At 63.1% G+C, this 3,556-nt stretch carries 4 protein-coding genes; 2 read left to right on the top strand and 2 right to left on the bottom strand.

Annotated elements, in window-relative coordinates; all coding sequences use genetic code 11:
* A partial coding sequence (locus B3D39_RS14515; RefSeq protein WP_286789833.1) for a sulfotransferase family 2 domain-containing protein occupies positions 1–646 on the top strand: 646 nt, incomplete at its 5' end.
* Between the two features lie 19 nt (positions 647–665).
* Here B3D39_RS14515 and B3D39_RS14510 read toward each other — a convergent pair.
* Both B3D39_RS14510 and B3D39_RS14505 read right to left on the bottom strand, forming a co-directional pair.
* Positions 666–1,847: a hypothetical protein gene (locus B3D39_RS14510; protein ID WP_274962277.1), complete on the bottom strand. Its 1,182-nt coding sequence runs from the start codon at positions 1,845–1,847 to the stop codon at positions 666–668.
* A 103-nt stretch (positions 1,848–1,950) separates the two neighbouring features.
* The gene (locus B3D39_RS14505) at positions 1,951–3,003 is read right to left on the bottom strand and encodes an ABC transporter substrate-binding protein (protein WP_098410892.1); all 1,053 of its coding nucleotides are present in this window, start codon (positions 3,001–3,003) and stop codon (positions 1,951–1,953) included.
* A 206-nt stretch (positions 3,004–3,209) separates the two neighbouring features.
* Between B3D39_RS14505 and B3D39_RS14500 the strand changes: the two genes are divergently transcribed.
* The coding region (locus B3D39_RS14500) for a deoxyribodipyrimidine photo-lyase (RefSeq protein ID WP_286789832.1) at positions 3,210–3,556 on the top strand (347 nt) is incomplete at its 3' end.

Below are 3,556 nucleotides of genomic sequence, written 5' to 3'. Positions count from 1 at the left end.
CGGCATGTCGCATTACTGGCTCGATTCCGGACAAAGCCAGATGCAGGCGCGCCATTGGGCTTTCGCCGCGCGGGACGGTGTCGATCATGCGCCGGATTGGGTTTCCGTCGCGCTGTTGCGCGATCCCGTCGACCGGCTGGTCAGCTGTTATTGCGACAAGTTCGGACGCAATCGAATGCAGGACTCGGTGCTGCACCACACGCGCTCGGTCTATGCGTTCTTCGCGGGCGGGGACGATCCGGACCGGGAGATGATCGAACGCGGATTGAGCTTTCGGCAGCTCTGTTTCTACATCAACGCCACCGCGCGCGAGGTGCAGGACAGCCATTGGGCCGCGCAGTGGAGCTACTTGCAAAATCGTCGCTGGGATCGGCTGTTCGCGCTGGAGAAGATCGAGAGTTTCGAGAATTTCCTGCGCGATCGCTTGCCGGAGGAGCTTCGCGACATCCGGTTGGGGCTGACCAATGCCGCGCAAAAGGCGCGCGGGCGGCCGTCCCGTAATCTCGCCGATGCGCTTCCGGGGGAGTGGATGGGCGCGCGCACGCCGCCCTATGAGGCGTTCCTGACAGACGATATTCGCGGCTTCATCGGCGACTATTACGCGCTCGATGCACGGCTGCATGCGCAGGCGCTTTCCGAGAGTTGAGCCGCAGCGGCCCCGCCGATCAGTCGCCTTCCGCCGGAATGCCAAGAAGCGTGATCGCCACGCCCAAAGCGGCGAGCGCCCAGAACGCGTAGCGTTTCGTGCCCTCGGTCTGCAGTGCGGCGAGCACCGCTTGCAGCGTGTAATAGCCCGCGAAGGCGCGCGACGCGTAGGAGATGATTTGGAACAGATCGGTCGTCCAAGTCAGCGCGATGCCTGCGCCGATCAACACCGGATAGGCCGCTTTTTGCGGGATCTTCCCGCGCGAAAACTCCGCGATCAGGCCGCCCGCGCCCCCGGTATCTGCCACGGCGGCGGAGAATTGCGCCGCCAGCGCTGCGGCCACCAGCATCGCGGGCAGGATCGGAGCGACGACGCGCATCATGTCGATGATCGCGGTCTCGGTCAGGTTATGGGCGTTGGGCGTGAAGATGTAAGCCAGCAGCGCGATATAGACCATGTAGATCGCGGTCGCGAGCATCTGCGCCCATTTCATCGCGGCGACGCGGGTGTCGGCATCGTAGCTCTTGCCCAGATACCGCGCGGTCTCGAACCCCTGCACGGTCACGATCAGGCCGAAGAGCAGCCGCAGCGAGTCCCACGGGCCCAGCGTCGGTGCATCGACCACCAGATCGCCGGCGACGGCCACCTTGCCGAAATAGACCGCCAGCCCGAGGATCAGACCGGCGATGATCGCGAGTTTGAGCGCGACCGAGGCATATTCCATCTGCTCGAGCCGTTTGAACCCTCCGGAGAACCCGGCGATGGCGACGATGGCGAGCATCGCCGTGGTTACCGCGCGGGCGGCGAAATCCGTGTTCCACGGCGTGAGCGAGACGGCGAAAGCCCCGAACAGGTTGAGGTAATAGGCGACCGAGATGACATAGGCGAAGGCGAGCGCGAGCTGCGCCACCTCTTCGATGCGCTTGATCACGGCGGTGTCGGGCACCTCCTCGGCGCGGATGTTGGCGCGCACGGCCGCGCCGAAAAACCATCCCAGACCGCACAAAGCCGCCATCGCGAGCGGGGCGAAGCTGCCGTAGCGGACCTCCAGGATCGGGCCGAGTACCAGAAAGCCGGAGCCAATGATCGAGGCCAGCGGCGTCACCATCGCGCGCCATTTCGGGCGGTCGCGCAGCTGGGGCAGGAACATTGCGGCAAGGACGATCAGGGCGAGTAGGATAATGGCTGCGTTGAGTATCATGACTTGTCTCAAATGGTCGGTTGCACGCAGCTAGGGCGAGGGGGGCAATTAAAAAGGGCCGCGTCAAACGCGGCCCTTCGCTGTGATCTATTCGGCGCAGGGGTCAGAAGCCAGCCTTGATTTTCTCGAACTCAGCGAGCTGCTTTTCGCGCAGTTCCGGCGAGTTCGGCGTCTGCGCGAGGACCGGCGCGCTGATCGGGGTCAGGCCCGCGGTCTCGAGCTGATCTTCCGGCACCAGTTTCATCGCTTCGGTGTTGGTGTGACCGTAGCCGATCTCGTCGACCAGAACCGGACCCGCATCGGGGCGCAGCCATGCATTCATGAAATCGTAGAGTTTTTCTTCCGAGCCGGGGCCGTCCTTGAGGTTCACGAAACCGCAGAACCAGGTCGACGAGCCCTCTTTCGCCTCGCGCTGGAAGGCGACGGGGTAGTTGTCGTCCTGCAGATAGGCGACGCCGTCATTCCACGACCACGCGACCAGCACCTCGCCCGAGGCCATCAGCTGGGCCTGCTGCGAGGGGTCGGTCCAGTAGCTTTGGACGTTCTTGTTGGCCTCGCGCAGCCAGTCGGCGGCGGCCTGGAACTGTTCGTCGGTGACATTGGTCCAGTCGGTCACGCCGGTCGCGAGATAGGCCAGCGCCCAGACATCGTCCGAGCTGTCGGGCAGCGAGGTGCGGCCGGCATATTTCGGATTGATGAAGACATTGAGGCTCGCCACGTCTTCGGCCGGGACCTTGTCGGGGTTATAGGCGATCGCGGTCGCGCCCCAGTCGGTCGGCAGATACCAGACGTTCTTGTCGTCATCGACGAAGATCTTCGAATTCAGATACTTGGGGTCGATATTCTTGAATTCCGGGATCTTCGAGACGTCCCAGGGTTCGATCAGCCCGGCATCCTTGTATTTCGAGATCATCTGCGAACAGGGATGCGCCGCGTCTGCTTTGAAGCCTGAGGCGAGTTTCTGATAGGCCTCGTCGTCATCGCCGAAGAAAGCGTAGGTCGGGCTGTCGCCGTATTTGTCGATATAGGGCTGGAAGAGGCCGGGGATTTCGAAACCGGCCCAATCGAAAATGGTCAGGTCCGGATCGGCGGCACGGGCCGGGGCGCTCAGCGCGGCCACGGCAATCCCCGCCAGAAGGAGAGCAGAAGTCTTCATTGCATATTCCCTGTTTTGTGTTCGTTTTGTGAAAACGCTAGAGCGGCTTTTTCGCCCTCGCAAGAGGCATTTGCACGGCAGATAGGCAGGAGCCCTGCGGCAAAGTGTGGAAAAGCCTCGACGCGGAGGGGCGTTGCGGAAAATTTGGGCGCGACTGAACCGGATCGGGCGCGGCGCGTAGGGAAAGGGAGGCAAAGGAGACGAGCATGAGTGACACCCCCGTCCTGTTATGGCTGCGGCGCGACTTTCGATTCCACGATCACGAGGCGATGGCGGCGGCTGCGAAGACCGGTGCGCCGGTGATCCCGGTCTTCATCCATGACGATCAGGTCGAAGCCTTGGGGGCGGCGGCGAAATGGCGGCTCGGCCTCGCCGTGGAGGCCTTCGCGGAAAGCCTCGCGGAGAAAGGCGCGAAGCTGATCTTGCGCAAGGGCGATCCGCTGAAAGTCCTGCAAGCACTGATCGAGGAGACAGGGGCAGGTGCGGTCTACTGGTCGCGCCGCTATGACAAGCCGGGCCGCGACACCGATACGGAGGTGAAATCCACGCTTTC

Source organism: Thioclava sp. UBA3469 (genome assembly GCF_002378135.1).
In the GTDB taxonomy this organism is placed as follows: Bacteria; Pseudomonadota; Alphaproteobacteria; order Rhodobacterales; family Rhodobacteraceae; genus Thioclava; species Thioclava sediminum.
Note: the sequence above shows the minus strand (reverse complement) of the source record. Positions and strands in the feature narration are given on the sequence as shown.